At 47.6% G+C, this 21,298-nt stretch carries 17 protein-coding genes; 5 read left to right on the top strand and 12 right to left on the bottom strand.

Translation table 11 applies throughout. The annotated features are described in order from the left end of the window. The 5 genes from BK126_RS24410 to BK126_RS24390 all read right to left on the bottom strand — a co-directional run bounded on the left by BK126_RS24410 (nt 1) and on the right by BK126_RS24390 (nt 9,647). Nucleotides 1–3,294 carry a glycosyl hydrolase gene (locus tag BK126_RS24410; RefSeq protein ID WP_076315102.1) on the bottom strand — a complete coding sequence of 1,098 codons (3,294 nt, stop codon included), beginning with the start codon at nt 3,292–3,294 and terminating at the stop codon, nt 1–3. A gap of 114 nt (nt 3,295–3,408) precedes the next feature. Beyond that, entirely contained in the window at nt 3,409–4,947 is a 1,539-nt protein-coding gene (locus BK126_RS24405; RefSeq protein ID WP_076315101.1) for an extracellular solute-binding protein, read from the bottom strand. A gap of 32 nt (nt 4,948–4,979) precedes the next feature. Beyond that, nucleotides 4,980–5,864, bottom strand: a complete 885-nt coding sequence (locus tag BK126_RS24400; RefSeq protein WP_076315100.1) for a carbohydrate ABC transporter permease — start codon at nt 5,862–5,864, stop codon at nt 4,980–4,982. Nucleotides 5,865–5,912: 48 nt separating this feature from the next. Beyond that, nucleotides 5,913–6,833 (bottom strand): ABC transporter permease, encoded by a 921-nt coding sequence (locus BK126_RS24395; protein WP_076315171.1) that lies wholly within the window; start codon nt 6,831–6,833, stop codon nt 5,913–5,915. A gap of 405 nt (nt 6,834–7,238) precedes the next feature. Next, nucleotides 7,239–9,647 carry a helix-turn-helix domain-containing protein gene (locus BK126_RS24390; protein ID WP_083656170.1) on the bottom strand — a complete coding sequence of 803 codons (2,409 nt, stop codon included), beginning with the start codon at nt 9,645–9,647 and terminating at the stop codon, nt 7,239–7,241. A gap of 329 nt (nt 9,648–9,976) precedes the next feature. Here BK126_RS24390 and BK126_RS24385 point away from each other — a divergent pair, with 329 nt between their 5' ends. Beyond that, a complete protein-coding gene (locus BK126_RS24385; RefSeq protein WP_076315099.1) occupies nt 9,977–11,338 on the top strand; it encodes a dipeptidase in 1,362 nt (453 codons plus the stop codon). A 320-nt stretch (nt 11,339–11,658) separates the two neighbouring features. Beyond that, nucleotides 11,659–11,934 (top strand): hypothetical protein, encoded by a 276-nt coding sequence (locus tag BK126_RS24380; protein WP_076315098.1) that lies wholly within the window; start codon nt 11,659–11,661, stop codon nt 11,932–11,934. Between the two features lie 111 nt (nt 11,935–12,045). On the opposite strand, the gene BK126_RS24375 is transcribed toward BK126_RS24380, so the two are convergent. The 4 genes from BK126_RS24375 to BK126_RS24360 form a co-directional block, all read right to left on the bottom strand. Continuing rightward, nucleotides 12,046–12,648, bottom strand: coding sequence for a hypothetical protein (locus BK126_RS24375; protein WP_076315097.1), 603 nt, complete (start codon nt 12,646–12,648; stop codon nt 12,046–12,048). Between the two features lie 154 nt (nt 12,649–12,802). Then, nucleotides 12,803–13,768: a phosphotransferase family protein gene (locus tag BK126_RS24370; RefSeq protein WP_076315096.1), complete on the bottom strand. Its 966-nt coding sequence runs from the start codon at nt 13,766–13,768 to the stop codon at nt 12,803–12,805. A 188-nt stretch (nt 13,769–13,956) separates the two neighbouring features. Then, a complete protein-coding gene (locus BK126_RS24365) occupies nt 13,957–14,376 on the bottom strand; it encodes a hypothetical protein (protein ID WP_143757792.1) in 420 nt (139 codons plus the stop codon). Between the two features lie 141 nt (nt 14,377–14,517). After that, a complete protein-coding gene (locus BK126_RS24360) occupies nt 14,518–14,739 on the bottom strand; it encodes a helix-turn-helix domain-containing protein (protein ID WP_047913631.1) in 222 nt (73 codons plus the stop codon). A gap of 270 nt (nt 14,740–15,009) precedes the next feature. Between BK126_RS24360 and BK126_RS24355 the strand changes: the two genes are divergently transcribed. From BK126_RS24355 to nagA, 3 genes are read left to right on the top strand one after another with little or no spacing between them, the layout of a single operon-like run. Continuing rightward, nucleotides 15,010–15,867 (top strand): MurR/RpiR family transcriptional regulator, encoded by an 858-nt coding sequence (locus BK126_RS24355; RefSeq protein ID WP_076315094.1) that lies wholly within the window; start codon nt 15,010–15,012, stop codon nt 15,865–15,867. 6 nt (nt 15,868–15,873) lie between these two features. Continuing rightward, nucleotides 15,874–16,599, top strand: coding sequence for a glucosamine-6-phosphate deaminase (gene nagB / locus BK126_RS24350; RefSeq protein ID WP_076315093.1), 726 nt, complete (start codon nt 15,874–15,876; stop codon nt 16,597–16,599). Continuing rightward, nucleotides 16,600–17,778 (top strand): N-acetylglucosamine-6-phosphate deacetylase, encoded by a 1,179-nt coding sequence (gene nagA, locus BK126_RS24345; protein ID WP_076315092.1) that lies wholly within the window; start codon nt 16,600–16,602, stop codon nt 17,776–17,778. 89 nt (nt 17,779–17,867) lie between these two features. Here nagA and BK126_RS24340 read toward each other — a convergent pair whose 3' ends face one another. The 3 genes from BK126_RS24340 to BK126_RS24330 form a co-directional block, all read right to left on the bottom strand. Beyond that, nucleotides 17,868–18,683 carry a YhcN/YlaJ family sporulation lipoprotein gene (locus BK126_RS24340; protein ID WP_076315091.1) on the bottom strand — a complete coding sequence of 272 codons (816 nt, stop codon included), beginning with the start codon at nt 18,681–18,683 and terminating at the stop codon, nt 17,868–17,870. Nucleotides 18,684–18,964: 281 nt separating this feature from the next. Then, on the bottom strand, nt 18,965–19,909 hold the full coding sequence (locus BK126_RS24335) for a DUF4340 domain-containing protein (protein WP_076315090.1): 945 nt from the start codon (nt 19,907–19,909) through the stop codon (nt 18,965–18,967). Further along, the gene (locus tag BK126_RS24330) at nt 19,909–21,294 is read right to left on the bottom strand and encodes a GldG family protein (RefSeq protein WP_076315089.1); all 1,386 of its coding nucleotides are present in this window, start codon (nt 21,292–21,294) and stop codon (nt 19,909–19,911) included. The genes BK126_RS24335 and BK126_RS24330 overlap by 1 nt, the downstream gene beginning before the upstream one ends. Nucleotides 21,295–21,298 lie beyond the last annotated feature (4 nt).

Raw genomic sequence — 21,298 nt, 5'->3', positions numbered from 1 at the left:
TCAAATTCTCTCCTTAGACAGCGATTTTGGCTTGCGATAACGTTCCTTCACATTTCTGAGCGCGTGCTCATCCTGATCAAAATACGCTCCTTCGAGCAGCCCGATCAGCGTTCCCGTCACACTCACTTCGATTTCATTCTCTCCATCCTTCAGGATAGAGGTGCTTCCGGTCCATTGGTACGGCGACCATGCTCTTACACCGAGTGAATGGCCATTTACACGGAGCTCGACCACATCTTGAATCCGGAAATCGTCGAAGGTAAGCTCGAATTTATCGGTATTTTGAATGGCTGGAGCTGAGTACATAAAGGTACGGCGATAACGCATAGTGCCCGCATAATACGGATACCCCTCCACAGGCTCCGGCTGGAGAATGGCCGTCTGGTCTGGTATATCCTGAAGTACAAGCTGTTCACCCACGTAATAAACACCAAAGCTGCCCGAGAGCATCAAAGGATCCAAAAGCCCGTCATCGTCATTCTCGATCCGAACCTCAACCACAATCTTATTGATGCCTTCATAGAGGTAAGCCCCGATGCTCGCAGCGATGTTATTGTGATCGGTAATGTTGACGGACTTAAATTCGTCCCCCGTAAGCCTTCTTCCATTCACATCAAGGGTATACTCACCATTAATGGCATACCGGTCAAAAAAGAGCAGCGCATGGCTCAGCTTCGTACGGCAATCGAATTCAGTGACATATCGAGCGTACAAAGGATAGGCCAGCTGAGCCTTTTTCGGTGTCCCGAATACTTGATCGAACCTAATAGGCAGCCCTTCGCTGCCCCATTCAGCAACCTGGTCAATGAAGGGTTTGGCTGTAACTTGGGCGCCACGGAGATGTACCTTGCCATCCGCATCCATAACGGTCAAAGAGAACTCGCCGAGCCTTAATTTATTCTCCTCAGCGGCCTTCAGCTCCCAGGCTCCGGATAAAGGAATCAGCACTTCCTGACAGCATCGATTCGATTCCGTTACCGCCTTCACTGCCTGAATAGGAATATCCTCTGGCTTAGGACTCCTTTCGATCAGATAAGCTTGTGCTTCGTAAGGAGCCAGCTCGATAGATCGTTCATACCCGCTTACCATACCTGTTTCCGAATAGAGCGGTGTAATTGCAGCCGGTGCATCTTCACTTCCCGTCTCCAGCGATATTTGCTTCATCCTAATGTGGAGCTGATCTTGTGCGTCATCTGCGGCATCGCCTCTGTCCACTCTCGCCTTAAATTCCTCCGCATTTATCCGCAGGTTTGCGCTGATTAGCTCTCCTTCCTGATTCGTTACAAACAGAAGCGCCTGATCATCAGATATCCACCGAATCTGCTGAAGCACTGCTAACGGGTCCTCCTTCATTTCTAAAGTGACGAATTCAGGGGCCCACTCATCAAGCAAAGGCAGCACATCTCTGGTAAAAGCCTTCTCCAAGCCCTCATCGGTACGGATAAATCGGGCATTCTCCGCATCCAGAAGCACTTCGATCTGTTCCTTCCCAGGGCTGGCAGCCTGAATCATTTCATTCGGAAGTCTGCCGATGGAGATCACTTTGCCGCCAGCCTGTACGTAAGTGCATAGCTTCTGCCATGGTTCTGCCTCCAGATTGTTGAGCGGCGGTAATATCAACACATCGTAGCAGGCTTCACCAATCCGGATCTTACCATCGTCCACGGTGCTGCTTGCTAACAGCTCTGGGTCGAGATGATCATAATCCCGGCGATGCTTAAGCAGAAGCGTAGTCAAAGTAAGCCAGTCGTGCTTAAGCTGTTCGAGCTCCTCCCTCTCCTCCTCGTCGACACCTGCATAGCTGAATCCATGCAGCGGATTCCCCATTAAGGTCCAGAAGGAGGTTGTCGGATCCAGCACAGCGATTCGAATATCTGCATGTCCCTCAGACATCAGATAGCTGATTCGCCCCACATAATCGCCCAGCTCACGGAAATACGGCCAATAGGGGTTCTGTACGAACTGTGATGGGGGAGCATCATGCTTCGCAAGACCGCCAATCGTATAGAAAAAGGCATGAAAATTATAAAAGTTCGTACCCAGTGCCGCCATTCGGTCAATCATCCACTTGGCATCCTGCAATGTCATGGACCAGCCCACACTGTGGAAGCATTCAATCATATTCCGCTTTCTCCCCAGCTGTCTTGCGAGCGAGCTGACCATCTTCGGATTATCCCGCATCTTGAGTCCATATCGGTCAAGGATATAGGACAGCGATCTTCCGATCTTCTCGTGCGCCGAATCTCCACCGGGAAGATGACTGTACAGCTGTGTCGTCATTCGGACGGAGGGAACCTCTGCCGCATATTGTATTCCCGTCCGCTCACAGAAATCATGGGCCTGCTTGTGCACCGATTGTCTGAGCAGCAGATGGACAGACTGAAAGTAATCATATCGAATTCGGGCAGCATCTATGACATCCCTGCAAATCAGTGCCGGTAAGTGCTCCAGCAGATCATACCCGTTCTGTGACTTGAAAAAAGCAGGCAGCTGCGACGACCACGGTATACGGCCCAGCGGGGCAATTTCGTCCGTGAATATCCCTTGGATGACACCCCCAAACTCTTCACCCAATTCTGCCTCATACCGTTCATGTGTCAGCTCAATGAATCGTTTCATCGCCTTTTCATTCATGGGATCTACAAAATTACCGTAATATTTAAAATCCGTCATTTCCTTCTCCATGAAGATGATCATTTCCCAATCTCCCGCCGGAGGAGCCCATTCAAGCTGAAATGCCGTTTCATAGGTAAAAAATCGCTTACGATTATAGGAGGTCAGACCCGTCTCCTGATAGACCTGCTCAAGCTGAACGTTCCCGATGAATTTGCGAAGATCAATCGTTTCTTCCCATACACGTCTGCCACTCTTATCCAGACGAATGGCCTTCGCATACAAAATTACAGCCCATGGCAGAGTCCAGGACAATTTTTCCCCACTGGAGATCTGTCTCGTGTAATGCTCCAGCGTACGCTGCTTCGCCTCCGGCATTTCGAGAGTGACCTCGCCTCCTGCCATCCCACTCGGGTAAGGATACTCATCGTATAGCCACACATGGAGTCCGTATTTCTTCGCCTCACTCACCGCAACCTTTACCTTGTCAAACCAAGCCTGTGACAGATAAGGAATGGTCAGCCCCTGTCTTGCGCAGATAAAAAAACCGCCAACACCTTGCTTTGCCATTTCGGCAATCTGGAATGCAATTTGCTCGTCATCCATCTCCCCATTCCAGAACCAAAAGGGCTGCACTCTGAATTCGTTACCCGGATTCTGGAACGTCTGTGACACCAACATAAAACCACCTCCTCAGTAAGGTTTTAATTCCGTTCGAATTGTTCATGAGCGGAAAAGGAGAGGGGGACATCCCGCTCTCCTCATCTATGATTGCTGCTGGCTAATGAAGAGCTCTTACTGTTTAACCTCAGCGTACAGCTTGTTTACTTCCTCGATATATTCCGTACCTCCGTTTGCCTCCCATAGTTCGAAGGCTTCCTGCAGTCCTTGTTCATCAATCTGGCCGACAATAAACTTGGTACGGGCATCATTAATAATGTTGTCGAGCTGAGGTCCCTTTTGCGCATACACATCCGAGATTAGAGGCTCGCCCGGGTTAGGAATGACGATCTCTTCATTTGCCTTCTGAATTTCTGCAACCTTCTGACGGACTGGTGTCTGCTCTACGCTGAGACCCCGCGTTTCCGGAATGAACATCAGGATCTGATTCGTACCATTCAAATCGCGCAAAATCTGTTTATCCGTACTCGGTACGATATAGTCCTCTTTCTTCTCATAGTGCGTACCCTCGATGCCTGAACTCATCAGCATCTGCAGCTCTTCCTCGTTCAGCTTGTCTAGGAAGGTCAGCACTTCCTTCAATTCTTCTTCTGTCTTCACACCGCTCTTCGAAATAGCAATCATTCCGGAGTAGCCCGAGGTCGGCATATCTCGATGCCCTTCAGGTCCAACCATAGCAGGCAGCACGTCGATGGCTCCCGTCGCATTTGGATCCTTCTCCAGCACCTTCTGATCAATCCGCTGAGCGTTATCCGCTACGTCGACCATAACACCGCCTTTTCCATTGACCATCAGATCCGGCATCTTCGTTGCATCCATAACTGCAAAATCCTTGTTGACGAGTCCTTCCTCATACAGCTTACGGAAGAACTTGAGCGCTTCCAAATATTGTGGAGTCTTGTGAGCCGGAACAAGCTGGCCGTTCTCATCCTCACCCCAGCGGTTCGGTGCACCAAACCACACCGACATGATATCCCAAGGCCCATTGAATTTACTTGCAATCAGCCCGTACGTATCCTTCTTCCCATTGCCGTCCGGATCATTCTCCGTGAAGGCCTTCATTACGTTGTAAAATTCATCAATGGTCGTTGGTGCGCTGAGCCCCAGATTATCCAGCCAATCCTTCCGGATGGTAACACCGTTACGCCCCAATACCCGTGCACGATATATTCCATACGTCTTCCCATCAATCGAGGCATTGTTCAGAATAATCTCATTCGCTTGGGACAAGTTCGGATAATCCTTCAGATAAGGACCCAGCTCCCAGAAGGCACCGTTGCGTGCGGCATTGATGAAGCTTGGCGATTTACCGAGAACAACCATGACATCGGGCAGCTTTCCCGAGGCCAGCGTAATGTTGAACTTGTCTTCATATGAGCTGCTAGGCACCCACTGAAATTCCAGCTCTGTATTCGTCAGCTCCTCCAGCTTCTGAATGACGGGATTATCGGCAGCCGGCGTTTCCGCTTCAAAGTTCGGTACCATAATACCAAGCTCCAATTTGCCTGCGGCTTCTCCTCCGGATGAACCGGACTGCGCCTGCTCACCGTTGCCGTCCGGCGAGGATGAGCAAGCGGCAAGCATCGCCGCCACAAGGAACGAAGTGCTTAGAACTTTGATTGAATGCTTCACAGACTTCTTGGCTTGTTTCATAAACAGTACCCCCATTGAATAGTTTATTTGGATTAACCCTTAATCGAACCAAGCAGCATGCCTTTGGCAAAGTGCTTCTGAAGGAACGGGTAAACAAGCAGAATTGGAATCGTGCCAACCACGATGACCGCCATCTTAATGGATTGCTCCGGAGGCTGAACAAAGCTCGGGTCCATGTTGGCCATATCTCCGGCTGTGCCCTGCGAGAGCAGCACGATCTGTCTGAGCATGACCTGCAGCGGCCACATGGCACTGTCCGACAGGTACAAGAGCGCCGAGAAGAAGTTATTCCAATGCCCTACTGCATAAAACAACGCAAACGTAGCAATGACCGGCTTGGAGAGGGGAAGAACAATGCGCCAAAATACACCGAGATCTGTACAGCCGTCAATCCGTGCCGCTTCTTCCAGTCCGGCAGGCAGCTCTTGAAAAAAGTTTTTGACGACAATCAGGTTAAAGGCGCCGATGGCACCAGGTAAAATCAAGGACCAATACGTATCCAGGAGACCCAGCTCTCGAATGACCAGATAGGTCGGAATCATCCCTCCTCCGAACAGCATGGAGAAGATGACGAGATTCATAATGACATTCCGTCCCCAAAAATCCTTGCGGGAGAGCGGATACGCCATGGTGAGTGTGAACAGCAGATTAACGAGTGTTCCGACAACCGTAATATATACGGAGTTACCAATGCTCTTAAAAATCGTAGATGATGAAAAAATGTACTGATACGCACTAAAGGAAATATCATGTGGAATGAGAAAGAAGTTTCGTGCCGTGATTTCGGTTTCCGTGGCAAATGAGTTGCCGATGATATATAGAAACGGAAGCACCGTGACAATCCCGAAGATGCTGAGAATCAGGTAATTAAATACGTCAAAGACTCGTCCGCCCGGCGTATTAAACCTTTTGTCCATCTACTGTCCCTCCTTTGCAAGAGTCATGTTATTGGCAGATATTTTTGTCTAGTAGATGCCGGAGTGGCCGAACTTCTTGGCGAGCTTATTCGCTCCAAGAATGAGGATAATCCCTACGACCGACTTGAATAATCCGACCGCTGTACTGTAACTGAATGCCCCTTGAGTAATACCGACCTGGTATACGTAAGTATCGAACACATCAGCAACATCGCGGTTAAGGGAGTTGGTCATGAGGAAGATTTGCTCAAATCCGGTATCAAGGAAGTTCCCCAGACGAAGAATGAGCAGAATAATGATGACATTACGGATGGCCGGCAATGTAATATGCCACATCCGTCGAAAGCGTCCGGCCCCATCCACAATGGCAGCCTCGTACTGTTCGGTATCTACACCTGCCAGCGCGGCTAAGAAGATAATCGTGCCCCAGCCGACTTCCTTCCACAGCATCTGAATAATAATGAGCGGTCTGAAGGCATCCGGATCAGATAGAACATCGATAGGTGTGCCTGTGATCCAGGCGATCAGCTCATACAGAACTCCACCGTCCGGTGTAAGAAAAACATACGTAATACTTGCGATAATAACCATGGATACAAAATGCGGAACATAGACTAACGTTTGTACGGTTCGTTTAAACCAGGATTTTGAAATTTCATTGAGAAGTAAGGCCACAAGAATGGGAGCCGGGAAGAAAAATACGAGATCATACACGGCCAGAATCAGGGTGTTGCGCAGCAGCCTGTAGAAATCAGGATTTTGGAAAAAGGTCGTGAAATTTTCGAACCCAACCCATTCACTTTCCCGGATACCGAGAAAAGGCTGATAATCCTGAAAGGCAATGACGATTCCCCACATTGGCGCATATTTGAATACAAGGAAGTATAGAAGTCCAGGCGTGACCAGCAGGTATAACCATTTGTTGCGTTTCAGCTGGGACAGCCATCGTTTTCTTGCATTCCTTTTCATGTCCGCCTTCGTAGGAATTTGAGAGCCGTAACCGACGATTCCCGGGATCTGCGAATCATTTTTCATAGACGTCTCCTTTCCATTTTCTTCGTTCATTTTGAAAGCGTTATCAAAATGTATGATCCTTACTTTATCCAACGTTTTGCGTTTCCGCCAACATTCATTTTTTGTTCCGCCCCTCCAAATCGGCAGAAATGAACGTCATAACAGCGTTTTGAGATGCTGATAAAATCGGGGGTTTTTATACGATTGAACTTTTTTGCCTGAATTACTTTTTTTGTAAATTGGATAAAACCTTGTGTAACCACACATTAAAAATGGATTCGCACTTATAAAAAAGCTCTACTTATCCACCGAATGAATCTAACGAGGACAAGTAGAGGCTTTCTATTCTTCAGCACACTGCTATTGATGCCATTGATCGCGATATTGACCCGGCGTCATTCCTTCCTGCTTCTTAAAAATCCGGTTAAAATAGCTGTGCTGATAACCAACTCGGTCCGCGATATCATTCATTTTCAAATCTGTTTCTCTCAGCAATTCCTTCGCTGCCTCAATCCGTTTGTAAGTCACATAATCAATAAAATTGATGCCTGCTACCTGTTTAAATGCTTTACTGAGCGCATAAGGGGTCATTCCCTCTTGGTCTGCACAGCTTTCCAGCGATATGTCTGTCATGTACTGCTCGTCGATACGCTGCATCGTTCGGTCAATAACAGGCTTAAGCCCAGCATGAGATCTCTCTTCCATGTAGCGGATATAAGGAAGAAATACTTCTTGTCTCATCCACTTCTCAATCGGAACCCGTTCCTTCAAGGATGCAATCTCCTCATACAGATTCCTCCCCTTGAACAGCTGATGAGAGGGAACTCCGGACTGAAGCATCATATGAAGCAGGCTCGCCAGCAGCTGAAGCATCGTTTGCTGTAATTGGTACTCGGTCGTATGCGGCTTAATGGCCTCCTCCATAAATTGTGACAAGATACGCTCCGCCTCTTCCATTTTGCCTGTACGCACCGCCTGGACGATATCACGCTCAAGGAGGAAAGGGTAGCTTGACTCTTCTATTTTTTGAAACTGCATCTCTTCATCCAGATCCAGAAGCTGATTCAGATCCTCAATGCTTCTAAATGCTTCTGCCTGCTCCAGCTCCAGGAATCGTGCCGGGAGCTCGGATACCAAGCCCGCTGGCCGGCTGATCAAGATCGTTACATTCATCTTCATGATCCGGTTGATCACCAGCATCAGCTCATCTCCCCACACAAGGGCAGCGGACTTCAGTGACTCCTCATTCGTGCCCGTAAGGAGCACAGCCGCGGACAGGTCATGAAAATTCAGGACTGCAGCCTGCTCAAACCGCTGTGCGGCAAACTCTTCAATAATATTTACGGCTGCAAAAGTGACAAGTCCTGTGTCCTGCTCGTTGAACCGACCGTTTAGATTCGAATAGCCCGTCAGCCGCAGCTTCACCAGCAAAAATTGGCGATCCTCTACCTTGAACCCGAGATCCGACATCTGTTCAATGAGATATGCTTCTGAATGGGACGATAGATGCCCTTGAATCAACTGCATAACAAAGCTTCCACGCAGCATAGGCAGCTGATCATCCAGCTTGCGTCTTGCTCTGCTTCTTTCCGTAAGAAGATCGTTCCAATAGGTTTCAAGTAATTCAAACTCGTCATGATGCAGCAGTGTTCCTTGAAGTCGCTCCTTTTCATTCGTACCCAATACACCGAGCAGCCGCTCAATAGGTGAATACATGCGCCGCGAGGCCAGCCAGGATAATAATATGGCAATAAGCAGACCGGCCGCGCTGACCATTACAATGAATTTGGATACCGACAATAAGGGTGCTGTAATATCCGTTATCGGAGCGGCGGATACATAGACCCAATCAGAGTCAATGCGACTGAGCTTACCATAAGACACCGAATAGGTTGTATTTTCAAAGGTATACAAAAAAGAACCGTTATTACGCTCCAGGTCGACCTGCTGCCTAATCTGCTCGTTCAGCTCACCGGAGGAGGCCCCTTGATGATCACCACTGGACACCAGCACCTCTCCGCTCTTATCCAGCAAAAAGGTCGAGCCCTGATCATAAGGAGTAAGCGTTTTCAGAATGCTTCTGACCTTATCATTATCTAGCGTCACAATAAGGGCTCCGAACGGTGCCGTGCTCCCTCCAGGAATTTTGTGTACCAGTGCCAGCGCTTCATTGGGGTCCGTATGCAACAGCTCTTCAGCCGTGTTCTCATCGCCTTCGGGCAGGAGCTGTCCTGGAAGCCTGTCTGTCCAGTACACCTGACCGCCGCCCATTAAATATTGGTGATAGGATTGGATCAGCTGTTCATCAGACAACTCTCCATAAGAGCGGTTAAACAAAATCGGCTTCGGCTCATTCAAATAGAGCTGTACCTTATCGATTAACGGATGTGAGCCCTGTAACACATACAAGGTTGTAACAATATCCTCCGTTTGATCAAAATGATAAATGTAATCCATATCCTTTAATTCTTCGCCGAATCGAGGCTCAAAGGCCCAATGGGATAATCCAAGCTCCATATATGAGAATTGATCAGCAATGTTCGCCGCCCGGTTACTGATCTGATTCTGATGCAGCCGGCTGAATTCCTCCTCCATCTGGGAGACGACCAGCCAGTAGATGACGATTCCTGTAATTAATCCTGGGATGCTCGCGATGAGCAGAATCGTAATAAGATTCTTCCGATAGTACCGGCCTTTGAAAGGCCGCTTCTTCTCACTAGGTAGTGGATCATATTCTTTCTCTCTCGAAAACACTTGCTGCGGATTCATGAATCACTCACCTGCCCGTTTCCTATGAAGTTTACTATACGATTTGAATCAATTTTATAGCTCATTATAAAGATGAATATTGGAACTATATAGACAAATTAATGTTATTATGAAATTTATTCTGTATTAATTTATTAATGATTTTGTAAATGTTTTAAATATTCTCTGTTTGCATTCGCTGTCCCCCGTTCATTTCCTGCTAGCTTAGCGGAATTCCGTATCTTATCCCGGAATAATTTCGTATTCTGCCAAAAAGAGTGTAAAATAATAGGGCAAAGCAATATATCATTGCTGCTGTTTATGATGAATGAAGGAGGATGAATTTAACAATGAGTGTTGATTATAAAGCATATTTTGCTGAACATCGCGAAGCACATATGAATGAATTAAAGGAATGGCTTTCAATTCCAAGTATTTCTGCTCTGTCCGAGCATAAAGGAGATGTCCTGAAGGCGGCAGAATGGCTGGCTGACAAGCTGAAGACAGCGGGGCTTGAGCATGTGGAGATTCACCCTACGCAAGGTCATCCTGTTGTTACGGCAGATTACCTTCATGCAGAAGGGAAGCCAACTCTTCTGATCTACGGTCATTACGATGTGCAGCCAGTCGATCCGCTCCATCTGTGGCAAACACCGCCTTTTGAACCGGATATTCGGGACGGTAAGCTGTACGCCCGCGGAGCTACAGACGACAAAGGTCAATTATTCCTGCATGTGAAGGCTGTAGAGGCGATCTTGAAGCAGGAAAAAGAACTGCCTGTAAACATTAAATTCTGTATTGAAGGGGAAGAAGAAATTTCAAGTCCAAATCTTCCGCTATACTTGGCAGACAACACGGACAAGCTTGCAGCTGATGCGATCCTGATCTCCGACACCTCGCTGCTGGCTCCAGGCAAGCCTGCGATCTCAACAGGACTGCGCGGACTGTGCTCTATGGAACTGTCACTAAATACGGCAAACACGGATTTGCATTCCGGATCATATGGCGGTGGCGTCCCGAACGCACTTCATGCCATGGTGTCACTGCTTGCTTCCCTGCATGATGCACAAGGACGTGTTTCTGTAGATGGTTTCTACGAGGGTGTGCAAGAGTTAAGCTCTGAGATGCGCGAAGAATTTGCAAAACAACATTTTGATGAGGATCAGCTGAAAAAGGATCTGGGGCTTGACGCTCTGTTTGGTGAAGAAGGCTTCTCCTTCGTAGAACGTGTAGGCGCACGTCCAACCCTGGAGCTGAACGGTGTATGGGGCGGCTTCCAAGGGGAAGGCAGCAAGACGGTCATTCCGAAGGAGGCCCATGCCAAGATCACGTGCAGGCTCGTCGCAGATCAGGACCCTCAGAAGGTGCTCGACGCGATCGAAGCCCATCTTAAGGCACATACGCCGGTGGGAGCACAGCTCTCCTTTACTCCCAAGGAAAAAGCATTTGCCTTTAACATTGATCCAAGCCATCCATTCCTGCAAAAAGCAGCGGATGCCTTCGAGAACGTCTATGGCACACGTGCTCTATTCACCAAAGACGGGGGATCAATTCCGATTGTTGAGAAGCTGTCCAGTACCCTGAACGCTCCTGCTGTCATGATGGGCTTTGGCCTGCCGGATGAGAATCTGCATGCACCGAATGAGCATTTTAATCTGGAGAACTTTGACAAAGGCTTGCTGACAATTGTTGATTATTTGAAGCAAATCTAAGGCGGGTTACATAGGAGCTGGGGCTGAATTGCGAAATTAAGAAGTGTTGCTGCGGAGATGGAGGGCGTATTGGATGTGATGCTTCGGATATGGGTGGGCTCGCTTCGGGCGCTCCGTGGACGGATTGGGTTCCGATCGTTGTTGCCCTCAGACTTCTTGATTCTACTGTGATTACACGGTTGAAGTCTGACGGCAAAGACGAACGCTCCGCTTCTTCACTCCAATTCCGTCCTCTTCGCTCTTTGGCTCGCCTTAATGGGTTTAAGATAACACCTTAAAGGACGCGAGCCCCCAATCCTCTGCGTGGGGGATGGGGCTATGTGAGCGGGCTGGCTGATTTACAGCCCGCTCTTTTTGTGTTGGCGGTGCTTCGGAGATGGAAGAGCTTTGGATGCGGTGCTTTGGAGGTGGAGGGGCTCGCTTGGGGCGCTCCGTGGACGGATTGGGTTCCGATCGTTGTTGCCCTCAGACTTCTTGATTCTACTGTGATTACACGGTTGAAGTCTGACGGCAAAGACGAACGCTCCGCTTCTCCACTCCAATTCCGTCCCCTTCGCTCTTCGGCTCGCCTCAACGGGTTAAAGATAACACCTTAATTGGTTAGAGCCCCAATCCTCTGCATGGGGGATGGGGCTCTGTGAGCGGGCTGACTGATTTACAGCCCGCTCTTTTTGTGTGGTGATGCCGCTGGGATTTCATGGCTGAATTCAGTTTTTACGCCGCTTATATAATACAACCAGTAGAGTTACAGCAAGCATGGCAGCAATAATCACCAATGTCACACTCCAAATCGAGCTTGTTCCTCTATCCTTATGCACGATGGGCGTTTCCGAAGCATTTTTTTCAGGGCTTGCATCTGCTACCGGCTTATACCCTGCTCCAAGTGCGACCAATTCTTCCTGTGCAGTGTCAAGCTGTTTTGTCCCTTCACACAGACCGGTCTTGAGCTGATCATAAGGTCCATAAGCAAAAACGATATATTCTTCATCAACTTCGAATCCTTCATAACCGCAGCTTTCTGAACTTGTTGCAGTGTATACGGTGGCTTCTGCACCTAGCTCTCCTTTCCACACATTCATAACTTCAAATTGTGCTGAGACCGGTTCTGCGGAAGACATAATCATTCCTTGGTTCGGTCGACTAAGACTGATCAGCTTTCCTGTAAAAATTGCCGTCTTCCGACTCAACTGTTCTTCCATGCTGACAGGGCCAGCACAAGAGCAGGCATGAGCTGTTGAGGGCATTACAGAATGAGCAAGACCAAGCAGGATTAATAAACTCAGAAGGCATATTGTTAATTTGTTTCTCATTCAGATCACCCCGCGATCTAATCTTCATTTTGTTGGATTAGACGCTGTGATAAAATCAATAGTTCCATCAATCTTTTTCACGTAAAAAGCCTAAATCTAAAAGTTTCTCTTAATCGTTACTCTTCCGCCTTAAGATCATGTATCTGAAATATGATCATCCGTATTGCCGAATAAATTGTTCCCAGCTTTGAACAAGATTATCTGAGGCCCATTTTAAATAATTGGTGTCTGTGTAACCCCGGTAGGCACATTCCACACACAAAATTAAATCAAGGTACACATCATACAGCGCACGCCGCTTATGTTCCGCCTCAGTAACAACATCCCTGCCATACCCTACACGAAAATCTGTAACTTCATTTTTATGATTAAAATGGTACTCCATCAGCGGATCTCCCCAAAAAGCACGTTCAAAATCAATCAAGCCTGAAATTTTGTTACTTTCAATCATCACATTCCCGTCCCATAAATCCCAGATGATAAGCCGGGGCTCTGTCACTTCATCCAATGCGTCGGCAAGTCTGTACATCGCTGCACGCATTTCGTTGCCAGGAACAGGCAGTTGCACGCCACGCTCTTCCGCGTCGGCAAAATGATCATCCAGCATTAGAAAAAAAGCTTCACGCCAAGTTGATTTTCTTCTCTCCTCTTGTGCGTAATAGCCAAATCCATCTCCCTTGATTTCATTCATCTCACGATTGTATGCGCCCAGCTGCTGATAAATCTCCGTTAATGTGTCTTCCGAGAGTTCATTTTTGATCTTGTTCAAAGACTGCCCCGGAATATAGCTCATCAGAAAATACTCAGACTCGATTATGCTTTTTGTAGCATCATGATAAATGACCCGTGGCGCAATGGGGAATCCTGAAGATTCCAACAGCCGCAGCACCTCAACCTCCGCACGCATCAAGTTACGCTCGTAACGCATGAAGGAGTCCGTGCTCGCTGCGATCTTCGCTACGACCTTCGTATCATCCTCCAGGGTGATGAGATAAGCTGAATTTGCCCAGCCTTCAGTAAGCTCCTCTGCCAGCTTAAGCTTTCCGGTATTCGGAAAAGTAACTGAACATATCCTTTCAATCTCCGTACGATTCAACTTCAGTTTAGTAGTGCTTTCCATAGTGACAGCCCATCTCCTTATTGTTTTGTATAAGTATTGAGTGCGCTTTCTTTCTACCTATCTAATTATGTACTATAGCGATTACAGGACAGAGAATAAAGGATTTCTGACGCCGCCCCTTCCGGGAATAAGCTGTTTTTGAGATGAGAACGACTTTTGGCTTTTGCTTGGACCATTGCTTCCTCGACCTACCCGCGTCCAAGCAAAAACAACCGGAGTGAGCAGCACAAAAACAGCATTTCCCCTTCCGCCCAAAGTGCCCTCCATGCGCGCCATCTAACTGCGTTTCCCCTTGCTCCAAAGTAACCTCCACGCACAGTAGCCCTTCTCACTCGAACTGGTTGCTCACCTAGGAGAGCAACCACGTCCCCCTCCTCCACACCCCAGAGGAGATGAGGATTTCTGACGCTGCCCTTCTCGGGAATAAGCTGTTTTTGAGATGAGAACGACTTTTGGCTTTTGCTTGGACCATTGCTTCCTCGACCTACCCGCGTCCAAGCAAAAACAACCGGAGTGAGCAGCACAAAAACAGCGTTTCCCCTTGCTCCAAAGTAACCTCCACGCGCAACATCTAACTGCGTTTCCCCTTGCTCCAAAGTAACCTCCACACGCAGAATCCTTCCACCTATGTATAACTCCAGTCAGCCCACGATCTCATCTCCTCTAACACAAACGGAAGCCCTCCTCTCTCATCCAATTCGGATGAGCGAAGAGGGCCATGACGAAAACGAAAGAACTCCGTGTCTTCGTCAGATTTTTAATTCTCCTAACTTGATCAATTCCACTACCGCTTGTGAACGACCCTTAACATTGAGTTTTTGCATGACATTAGAAATGTGGTTTCGGACTGTTTTCTCGCTGATAAAGAGAAGTCCTGCAATGTCGCGTGTCGTTTTGTCCTGCACCAGAAGCTCGAATACTTCGCGTTCACGGTGGGTCAACAAAAATTTGCTCTTGTGGTCACCCTTCAATGTTTACCCCTCCTTGCCCGGGTTTGTATGGTGTAACAAGGTTAAGGGATACAGTCAAATCATCTTATGTAAAATCACCTATATTGGTTCAATCTGCGGAAAAAAATGGGCTAAAGATCAAACTTCAAGTACATGCTAGTAAGGCTGAGGAAATGTGTGGCGAACGGTTGATTTTGCTCTGTATTTTGATTAAGATGAAGTTATACAAAAATAATTTTCATTAAAATTAATATATTTGTGAAATTAATTTTCTAACAAGGCGGATGAGTTATGACGACAATACTTAATGCTCTCTCCAGAGAGCTCGATCAGCTTCCTTCCCAGGAGCGCCGGATTGCAGAAGTTATTTTGGCATCTCCCGCTGAGGTGACCGGGTTATCGATTAAGGAACTAGCTGAGAACAGCGGTACGAGTCCTGCAACGGTAACCCGTTTTTGCAAATCTCGTCATTTCAGAGGTTTTCCCGACTTTAAAATGAAGCTGGCAGCGGAAATTTCCCAGCCTACAGGGGTTACGGCTTATCAGGATATTGTCGCGGGAAATTCACTTACTACAATTATAGAAGCAATTGAGGCGAACCATCTCGCTTCCATTACGGATACTACCCGATTACTTGATCATGAACGCCTGGAGGATGCGATTAAGCTCTTATGCGGCGCTAGACGCATTGATCTGTACGGTGTAGCAACCTCATCCATTGTAACGCAGGACTTTTATCAGAAGCTGATCCGTATTGGCGTTTCCTGTACTGCTTTTTCCGATGGACATATGCAGGTCACTTCGGCCTCTTCATTGGGTGAGCAGGATGTTGCATTTGCCGTGTCCTATTCGGGTGAAACACAGGATACGATTGATGCACTCCGCTGTGCCAAAGAGAACGGAGCCCGCACCATCTCTCTGACCTCTTACGGACACAGTACACTGGCCTCTATTGCAGACATTCCCTTGTTCACCTCTTCGCTGGAACAAGGTATGCGCAGAGGAGACATGGCCTCTCGGATCGCACTCCTTCATGTGATCGACATTATTTTTACCGGCATGGTTAGTCACGACTTTGATCGGTTTGTCCCTAGATTGAATGTGTCCTATGAGCAAGTGCAGCGAACCAAACTAAGAAATGAAGGGTGATCTCATATGAATATTTGGACTTTTGAACATGAACATGACTTGAATGCAACCGGTGCCGGCATTATTGCCGCTCTTCTGCAATCCAAGCGTAAGGCCGTATTGGGTCTGGCAACCGGCAGTTCCCCTGTCGGCATATATAAGGAGCTCATTCAAATGTACAGCAAAGGACTCGTCAGCTTTGCCCAAGCTTCATCCTTCAATCTTGATGAGTATGTAGGGCTTCCTGAGGATCACCCACAGAGCTACCGCAGCTTTATGAATGAGCAGCTGTTTAACCACATTGATATGAATATGAATCTCACTCATGTACCCAATGGGAATGCAACTGACTTGACGGCGGAATGCGCTCATTACGAACAGCTGGTCAATGATCACGGCCCTGTCGACATTCAACTGCTAGGCATAGGACATAACGGGCACATTGGATTTAATGAACCTGGAGCCAGCCTGACAAGCGGAACTCATGTCGTTGATCTCAAAGATGAAACCCGCAAGGCGAATGCCCGATTCTTTGATTCTCCGTCTGATGTACCTAAGCAGGCTATGACGATGGGCGTCGGCTCTATTCTCAAAGCGAAACAAATCCTTCTCGTTGCCCGCGGTGAAGACAAGGCAGAAATTATTCGTACAGCTCTGACCGGTCCTATCACAACAGAGTGCCCTGCATCCTTGCTTCAGTGCCATCCGAACGTTATTGTACTGTTAGACCGTGGTGCAGGGAGGCTGATGTAATTGCTTACTAAAATATACGGAAATGTTGTTACTAAGGACAGCGTAATTGAGGATGGTGTCGTTGTCATTGAAAATGATACTATCGTGTACGCAGGAACCCATGCAGCTCTACCTCATCGCTGGAACGAAGGGGACATAGAAACGTTCACAAGCGAGAATGGATATATTGTTCCCGGCTTCATTGATATCCACGTTCATGGCGGCGGTGGTGAGGACTTTATGAACTCAGATGAGAACGTACTCAATACAATAACGTCTTACCACGCTTCTCAAGGAACCACGACGATGCTTGCTACAACCATGACTGCACCTAAAGATTGGATCGAGAAGGTGCTCAGCGAAGTGAACAAATACCGTGCCAAAGAGATGCCTTACGCACAGCTTGCAGGAGTTCATCTTGAAGGCCCTTTTATTAGTTCAAAATGGCCCGGAGCACAAAATCCGGAGCATATCTCGTTACCGAATGTAGATTGGCTGATCTCTTGGGAACAGCAATATCCCGAACTCGTTCGGCAAGTAACGCTTGCTCCTGAACAACAAGGTGCGCATGAGGTAATCGCATGGCTCAAAGAAAAAGGAATTATTGCGGCATTGGGTCATACCGATGCAACTTATGAAGAAGTCGAAGCCGCTGTTGAAGCGGGACTCCACCATGCTGTTCATACCTTCAACGCGATGACACCTCTTCATCACCGCAAACCAGGGGTAGCCGGTGCTGTGCTCAGTGATGAACGGATCAGCGCCGAAATCATTGCAGACGGAATTCATGTCCATCCTGCCGCAGTCTCTCTTCTTGCTCAGTTAAAAAGCAGACTGCAGAAGCTGGTACTCATTACGGATGCCATTTCGGCAACAGGTCTTGAGGATGGAAATTACACCCTCGGTGACCTGCCGGTCATCGTCAAGGATGGTGTGGCTCGTTTAGAGGATGGAGTTACCCTAGCAGGCAGTACACTTACAATGATTCGCGGGTTCCGCTTCCTCGTGCAGGAGGCCGGGCTCAGTATTGTAGAAGCTTCGCAGGCAGCTAGTCATAATCCAGCCGAGCTTCTGGGCATATTGGATGCTACAGGTACTATTGATCAAGGGAAGCAGGCGGATCTGCTGCTGCTCGATGCCTCACTTGAGCTTAAACAGGTATGGATCAAAGGACGTGCGTTAAGCACGGACAGTAGATAATGAAGCAAAGCAAGGCGTTGTCCCTTAGAGCATCTCTCTGGAACAACGCCTTTTTTATATTCATTCCCCATAAGCTCTTCTATTCTGGATTAACGATTATTGTTGTTGTCAATCATGGTTCCGTTCGTCGGGAACAAACGATCCATCATGGTTTGAAATTCATCAATAAATCCGCTGATCGGTCTTCCCTCGGCTACATCGTTAACATAACCTTGAGCACGACCTACAAAGTCTGCATTAGCTGAGATGTAGACATTTTTCACACCTGGAGACATTTTTTTGATCTTCGCTGTGATCTTTTTCTTCATTTGATCAGATACTTCTTCTTCGGCCTGGTCATGATCATTCATTTTAGTATACGTTGTCGGACCTTTGGTATCATTCATTCGTACATTGTTCGGATTAAACAATCCGCCTGCTCCTCGAGGACCGTTCGCTGAATCTCCAAGCATGTTGCTCTGGGAATAATCATTGGTGAGTCCTGGAGCGATACCGCTTGTTGTATAAGGAGCTCTTGTACCGGTCTTCACTCCCATGCTGCCGAGGTCCTTGCTCTTCATATTACGGTGATTGTGATGTCTTGTGCTTTGCGGCTGGACCCCGTCTTTGAGCGATACCGCAACATAAGCGTTACGATCAGTAAGGAGAACATAAGCATTTCCCACTCCATCCATATCAGATATAGCCTGTGATAACTCATCGCTGTTTCTGAGATTATCGGTACGATGAACACTGTTCGCATTAATTCCGTACCGATTGTTATAATCGGCGTTGTTGTTACGCACATTATTGGTATTCAAATCATGATTATCCGTGTTCGTGCCACAGCCTGTTAGTCCAGACATGACAAGTAAAGCGGTGGATAAAGATAACGTGATTGCTTTTGTTTTGTTCATTCCTGGCATTCGTTCATCCTCCATTTCAAGTGTAGGTTAAGGTACTCCATTAAGGTGTACAAACGAGCTAACCTATATGCTGAAAGGATTTGGAACCAACGATGCGAGGGATGAGGATGTGCGCTGCTGTATTCACCCTTAAATGAGAATCATACAAAAGCAGCGCTTCAGGAAAAAAAGGAGAACTGCCATCAGCGATCAAAGGAACAACGAGATGAACTAAAGATCAGAGTTCATTTCTATTGTTCATTCGAAAGGGCAATTCTCCGTGTTATAGTATTTAATCTGCTTTACTCCGTATCCGCATCATTTACTTCTGCATCGCTGCTCAGCAGCTCTTCTGCTCTATCCTCGATTTCTTGAATCGCATCTGACGCAAGAACATAACTAAGCGAATCCTCTGCTGTCTTGACGAAAATGACACCTGGCTCTGATGAATCCGTCCAGCCTTGATACACTCTGTTCGTACCGTCCTTGAATACAGCTGTCAATGTAAAAGCAATCTGAGCCTGATTGGCATCAAGCCGTTTGAGCACTTGATCTGTCGCCGTATTTTTCGTTAGATTCATTAAGGAATCTGCTCCAGCCAGCTCAACACTCTTCCCGTTCATGGTCCAGCTGTTCTCTTCATCAGTAGTACGCTTCAGCACCCATGTGGAATTTTCGCCTTCCCACTCCAGCGATGCCAGCTGGTCATTGTCCCATTCAAAAGGTGTGGTATCCATAAATTGAAGCGGAGTGAGCATCAGGCTTGAAACCTCGGCCTCACTGACAGCTGCCACCAGGCTTCCATCGATCTGTACATAATTATCTTCTCCTGTAGGCAGCATATGACCAACGGCCAAGGTGAATTCAGTGCCATCCTGGGCTGTCATGACGATCCCATCTCCTGCAAGGTCAAGGCCATATTTCTCGATATCCGTTGGTTGATCCTCGATTACCTTCGTCATTTCAGCTGCACGGAGTGCTTCCAGCCAGTTGTCTACCGCATAGCTGTTCACGGGGTATGCTTCCGGCTGTGTCATGACCCAGCCATCCTGCTCTTTGGTCAACTGGACTTCTTCCCCTCCAGTAATAACACTGAATTTCTCGATTGCACTAGGATCAAAGGTACTGGTATCTATCAGCTTGCGCGCCGTCTCCGGTTCTTCCTTGAAATAGTTCTGGGAATGAGCGAAGATCCAGCCGCCTGCCAGAATAACCAGCAGCAACAGAGTAGGAATGAATTTCTTCATTATCTTCTCCGCCTCCACCATAATAGAATACCTGCTATAACAAATAACAGCGGGAATAAAATGACCGCAATAACAAAGATTCCGGAGCCTTGAGAAGGTGTCAGATATGCCAATTCATAGCCCGCCTGCTCTTTGGGTCTGATTGTAACACCGTTCTCCTTCTCAGCCAGGTAATTTACCGTGTTCAGAATAAAATCACGATTCCCGCCCGTTGAGAATTCGGAATCCTGAATAAATGTGGTTGCACCCAGAATAACTGCCTTTGGCTTGCCATCCTTTGTACTTATGGCATATCCCACATCTACAGGTCCCTGCAGATCGGCCTCCGCATCATTATCCGTATCGTTAACAAGAAGTCCTTCTACATTCGTCTCCCCATAACTGCTCTCCGAAGACTGCACAATCGGAGCGACCGTCCATTTGTCCTGCTCGGTGGCGCTGAGTCCAAGAGTCAGTGAAAACACAGGGGTTAAGTTATTCTCAATCAGCTTATCCGTAATGGGATGAGACTGAAATACCGGCATCGACCACAGCGGTCCCATCGACATCGACTGTTCCGGGTCTACCATTACCGCATGTTCGTTATGGACTCCGTATTGCTCAGCGAGAGCATCAATATTAGGCCAAGCGGTATTCATATTTTCATGAAAAGCCATCGTAAGCAGCAATTTCCCGCCATTGTCCATATATGATTGTATCTGCTTCATCTCTGAATCCGTCAAATCGTTTTGCGGTCCCAGAATGGCCAGTACATCCGTCCCTTCCGGCACAGCCTCTCCATCGGCAAGAGATATTTTTTCTGTCTCAACATTGCCTTGATTCAGGGATGACTGAAAGCTTGTTGCGAGAGACAAATCCAGCTCACCATGCCCCGTAAGAAGGGCCACTCGGTGCACCTCGTCCGAAGAGAGCGAATTCAGTGCCTGCGTCAGCTTCTCTTCCCCAGAGAATAGATAAGAGCCTTCTGTCTCACCGGAAGTGAAGAGATCAATCATAGGAACAACCTGCTGCTTGTCTCCTTGAACAAGTACAATAGAGCTTGCCGTAAGACCGTACTGCTGGGCCAGGATGGGCTCGTTCTCCAGATTGTAATGCTCCACTTTCAATTTATTATTTCGTTTACTGTATTCATCAACAATATCCTGCACTTCCCTGTTCAGCAGCTCATCACTGGAGGAATTCACGGTGAAGACCAGCATTCTAACGTCTTCTTCTACACCCTCTATAGCCTCCAAAGTTTGCTCAGACAATGTATTCTGCTTGTTCGCAGTCAGATCAAGCTGGAAGCCGCCTAATGAATTCAGGAACAACGTGAGCAATATAAAAATGCCGGTCACGGCAATGGATATAACAGCACTGTTCGTATGATTCAACCATTTTTTCATCTCT

The organism is Paenibacillus sp. FSL H7-0326 (assembly GCF_001955535.1).
Taxonomy (GTDB): Bacteria; Bacillota; Bacilli; order Paenibacillales; family Paenibacillaceae; genus Paenibacillus; species Paenibacillus shunpengii.
Note: the sequence above shows the minus strand (reverse complement) of the source record. Positions and strands in the feature narration are given on the sequence as shown.

Bases quoted from the DNA above. Each gene is read 5' to 3' on its own strand.
- BK126_RS24410 (WP_076315102.1), bottom strand. From the start codon at position 3,294: ATGTTGGTGTCACAGACGTTCCAGAATCCGGGTAACGAATTCAGAGTG.
- BK126_RS24405 (WP_076315101.1), bottom strand. From the start codon at position 4,947: ATGAAACAAGCCAAGAAGTCTGTGAAGCATTCAATCAAAGTTCTAAGC.
- BK126_RS24400 (WP_076315100.1), bottom strand. From the start codon at position 5,864: ATGGACAAAAGGTTTAATACGCCGGGCGGACGAGTCTTTGACGTATTT.
- BK126_RS24395 (WP_076315171.1), bottom strand. From the start codon at position 6,833: ATGAAAAGGAATGCAAGAAAACGATGGCTGTCCCAGCTGAAACGCAAC.
- BK126_RS24390 (WP_083656170.1), bottom strand. From the start codon at position 9,647: ATGAATCCGCAGCAAGTGTTTTCGAGAGAGAAAGAATATGATCCACTA.
- BK126_RS24385 (WP_076315099.1), top strand. From the start codon at position 9,977: ATGAGTGTTGATTATAAAGCATATTTTGCTGAACATCGCGAAGCACAT.
- BK126_RS24375 (WP_076315097.1), bottom strand. From the start codon at position 12,648: ATGAGAAACAAATTAACAATATGCCTTCTGAGTTTATTAATCCTGCTT.
- BK126_RS24370 (WP_076315096.1), bottom strand. From the start codon at position 13,768: ATGGAAAGCACTACTAAACTGAAGTTGAATCGTACGGAGATTGAAAGG.
- BK126_RS24355 (WP_076315094.1), top strand. From the start codon at position 15,010: ATGACGACAATACTTAATGCTCTCTCCAGAGAGCTCGATCAGCTTCCT.
- nagB (WP_076315093.1), top strand. From the start codon at position 15,874: ATGAATATTTGGACTTTTGAACATGAACATGACTTGAATGCAACCGGT.
- BK126_RS24340 (WP_076315091.1), bottom strand. From the start codon at position 18,683: ATGCCAGGAATGAACAAAACAAAAGCAATCACGTTATCTTTATCCACC.
- BK126_RS24335 (WP_076315090.1), bottom strand. From the start codon at position 19,909: ATGAAGAAATTCATTCCTACTCTGTTGCTGCTGGTTATTCTGGCAGGC.
- BK126_RS24330 (WP_076315089.1), bottom strand. From the start codon at position 21,294: ATGAAAAAATGGTTGAATCATACGAACAGTGCTGTTATATCCATTGCC.